This window comes from Streptomyces sp. NPDC047453 (genome assembly GCF_040643155.1).
In the GTDB taxonomy this organism is placed as follows: domain Bacteria; phylum Actinomycetota; class Actinomycetes; order Streptomycetales; family Streptomycetaceae; genus Streptomyces.
The window spans coordinates 1-3,898 of the sequence record NZ_JBEYTS010000160.1 but is presented as its reverse complement, the minus strand read 5'-3'; the positions used below and the strand labels follow the sequence as shown (position 1 = coordinate 3,898).

Sequence of the window (3,898 nt, the reverse complement as noted above, 5' to 3'; positions counted from 1 at the left end):
GCCATGGAACGGCAGCAGCCTGATAGCCACACCCAGCACCTCTGGGCGACCCAACCCTACGAATGGCTCGATCAACCCGAACAAGAAGGTAGAGCGGCCTGAGCCAGGAATCCCCTCCCTTCAGGGAGGGGAGCAGTCAAGGCATTGCATGCCCGACACACACACGCCCGTCACGCGCGACCGGAGCGGTTGGTCACGCCGGTCGCAACCAGCCACCGGCAGCTTCTAACAGCCCGGCGGGTTCTGGGGGCCCGCGCAGCCCGCGCTCAGCGATTCCGCCGTGGCGTTCGTTGTCTGAGGCATTGCCTCAGCACTCGTCACGCCCACTGCTCCGGCGAGTAGCGCAGCAGCGCAAAACGCACCGACGAGGTGTCGGATGCGCTTCCGGACGCTTGTCGCCATGATGAGCTCCCTTGGCTTGGGGTGATGGATTACTCCTGATTTGTCAGTTTAGTACTGCAGCTTGGTGCTACAGCCGGACCACTGTCAACGGCCTGGAGGTGGGGAGTGCAGTGGGGCGGGTGCGGCAGTGGGGCGGTCTTTGCGGGGCTGTCCCGCGATCGTGTGCCCCTGCCGCATGTAGTGGCGACACTCCGGACAGCCCACCCACGTGATCGATGACATCTGGGCCCCTCCCACGCGACGGTCCCACGGACAGAGACGAGGAAGATCCACAAGGGGAACACCTCGTCCCTGCCCGCCTACGACCCGAGGATCCCTGGAGAACCCGGCCCCGGCGTCGGGCCGCGGCCATGCCCGCCCGGCGACCAGCAGCCGAAAACCGCCGGCCCACCGTGACCCACTGGACTCCGTCGCCCCAAGCGAAAAGGGGAGGCTAGAACTTGATCACTGACACCGAGGCCGAGCCCTCATTGGCCGTGTAGGCCCGGCGTCCGTCCGGGGAGACCGCCACCCAGACCGGGTATCCGCCGACATGGATGGGGTTGCCCACGGTGTGGTTGGTGGCGGTGTCGATCACCGACACCGAATCCGGGCCGGAGTTGGCCGTGTAGGCCCGGCGTCCGTCCGGGGAGACCGCCACCCCGACCGGCTTCTTGCCGACGCCGATGGGGTTGCCCACGGTGTGGTTGGTGGCGGTGTCGATCACCGACACCGAATCCGAGCCGGAGTTGGCCGTGTAGGCCCGGCGTCCGTCCGGGGAGACCGTCACCCCGACCGGCTTCTTGCCGACGCCGATGGGGTTGCCCACGGTGTGGTTGGTGGCGGTGTCGATCACCGACACCGAATCCGAGCCGGCATTGGCCGTGTAGGCCCGGCCTCCGTCCTGGGAGACCGCCACCCCGTACGGCTTGTCGCCGACGCCGATGGGGTTGCCCACGGTGTGGTTGGTGGCGGTGTCGATCACCGACACCGAATCCGAGCCGGAGTTGGCCACGTAGACCCAGCGTCCGTCCGGGGACACCGTCACCCCGACTGGGTCCTTGCCGACATGGATGGGGTTGCCCACGGTGTGGTTGGTGGCGGTGTCGATCACCGACACCGAGGCCGAGCCGTAGTTGGCCGTGTAGGCCCGGCTTCCGTCCGGGGACACCGCCACCCCCTGCGGCTTGTCGCCGACGGGAATGGGGTTGCCCACGGTGCGGTGGGCTTCGGTGTCGATCATCGACACCGAAGCCGGGCCGAAGTAGTTGGTCGCGTAGGCCCGGCGTCCGTCCGGCGACACCGCCACCCCGCCCGGGGATTTGCCGACCTGGATCGAGGACACGGACGGTGCGGTGGGACCCGAGGAACGGGACTGTGCCAGGTAGATGCCGCCGCCCGCCGCGGCAAGCGCCGCCAGCGCCACCCCCGCAATGAGCCTGGCCCGGCGGTTTCCGGGCCGCGGCGGGCGGGGCCGCAGCCGGGCCTCGTCCCCTTTGTGCGGCAGCGGTTGCAGGGGCGGGCCGGTCGGTTCCTCCGGCTCGGCCGGCGACAGGATCTCGGTGGGCGGGGCCGATTCCTGGGGGCGCGGCGGCTTCGAGGCGGGGGGCTGCTCGGGCGGCGGCACGTTCGGTGAGGGAGCCGGTTGCTGCAAAGGGGACGGGTGGGGCTGGTCGGCGACGGAGGCGAGCCGCCGGGCGGCCTCCTCACCGTCCATCCTGTCCGCGGGGTTCTTGGCCAGCAGCCCGAGGAGGACCGGGGTCAGCTCCGTCGCCCGGCGCGGCGGGCTCGGGGACTCGAACAGCAGGGCGCTCAGCGTGGCGAGGGCGGTGTCGCGGTCGAAGGGGCCGGCCCCCTCGAGGGCGTAGTACAGGGTGGCCCCGAGCGAGAACAGGTCGGCGGCAGGGGTGGGCGGCTGACTGTTGGCCCGCTCCGGGGCCATGAAGCGCGGCGTCCCGAGGATCTCCAGGGTGGCGGTCAGGCGGTCCTCCCCGGAGCTCGGCTCCAGCGCGATGCCGTAGTCGGTGAGCATCACCTGGCCGCCGCCCTCCGTCGGATAGGAGGGCTGGGGCCCCGGATGGGTCAGCAGGATGTTGGCCGGTTTGACGTCCCGGTGCAGGACGCCGAGCCGGTGTCCCTCCAGCAGGGCGTCGAGGACCGCCAGACCGATCCGGGCGACGTTGCCGGGCGGCAGTGGCCCCCGCTCGCGCACCACCGCCTCCAGATCCATGGCACCGGGCACGAACTCCATGACGATCCACGGCAGGCCGCCCTCCTCCACGATGTCGTGCACGGTGACGACATGCGGATGGTTGCGCAGCCGGGCGGCGTGCCGGGCCTCGCCGCGGGCCCTCGCGATCCGGGAGCTCACCTCGCATTCGGGGACGTCCGGCGGCAGAATGATCTCCTTGAGCGCGACCTCGCACGCCAGTTCCTGGTCGTACGCCAGCCACACACGTCCCATGCCGCCGGTACCGAGCCGACGCAGAAGCCGGTAACGTCCGGTGATCACGCGCCCGGCGGCCTCTTGCGCTCCTGTCATGGCACTCCTCTTCCAGGACGGCCAGCAGGGGTTCCTCGGCGAGCGCTGAAGGGGCTCTCTCCACGTATCGCATATCGCTCGAAGAACGGCAAGTCGCCCATAACGGGCCGCCTGTACCTTGCGGGCGGCATCGCCGTGACAGTGGTGTGGTCGCGTGAACTGCCGTCCGCTCCGCCGTCGGTGCGGGTGTACCGGGACAGCCTCGGCCACTGGAACGCGTCGTTCGTCGTCGCCACCGAGGTGCAACCGATCCCCGAACCGGGGCCGTTCGCGGCATCGACCGGGGCGTCAAGGAGACCGCCAGCACCACATCGGACGCGCACGACCTCCCGCGCGCCGAACACGGCAAGCGGGCCGCGCAGCGTCTGGCCCGGTATCAGCGGATGATGGCCGGCCGCCGGCCCGCCAAGGGGCAGGCCGCGTCCAAGGGCTACAGGAAGGTGCAGCGGCAGGCCGCGCAGGTCTCCAAGAAGGTTGCGCGGCAGCGGCAGGACACCGCCCGCAAGTGGGCCAAGCGCGTCGTCCGCGACCACGACGTCATCGCCGTCGAGGACGTCCGGCCGAAGTTCCTTGCCAAGACCACCATGGCCCGCAAGGCAGCCGGCGCCACCATTGGAGCCACCAAGATGGCCCTGACCGGGATGGGCCGCAAGCACGGGCGGGACGTCCGCCTCGTACACCCCGCGCATACCACTATGGATTGCGCATCGTGCGGAGCGAGAACCAAGCACGCACTTCCTCTTTCGGAACGTACCTACACCTGCACCGCGTGCGCAGTCGTGTCCCCCAGGGACAAGAACTCCGCCCGAGTGATGCTGGTCCGGGCTGGTCTCATCCCGGCTGGTGTTGAGGGTGTAAGACCTCTGGGGGCGCTGCTTTTGGAGGCTTCCTAATGTTGTTGTCAAGCCGCCCCGGTGACGGGTGGTGCGACTTGGTAGCACCTTCGGTCACGGATCAGTGCCCAGATGACGTTCA

General features: G+C 69.7%; 1 protein-coding gene and 1 pseudogene. One reads left to right on the top strand and one right to left on the bottom strand.

The features are described 5' to 3' along the window. Window positions 1-835: 835 nt before the first annotated feature. Window positions 836-2,923 (bottom strand): serine/threonine-protein kinase, encoded by a 2,088-nt coding sequence (locus ABZ818_RS42580; RefSeq protein WP_361427648.1) that lies wholly within the window; start codon window positions 2,921-2,923, stop codon window positions 836-838. 105 nt (window positions 2,924-3,028) lie between these two features. Between ABZ818_RS42580 and ABZ818_RS42575 the strand changes: the two are divergent. Then, a pseudogene (locus ABZ818_RS42575) lies at window positions 3,029-3,816 on the top strand (transposase); the annotation flags it as partial. Window positions 3,817-3,898 lie beyond the last annotated feature (82 nt).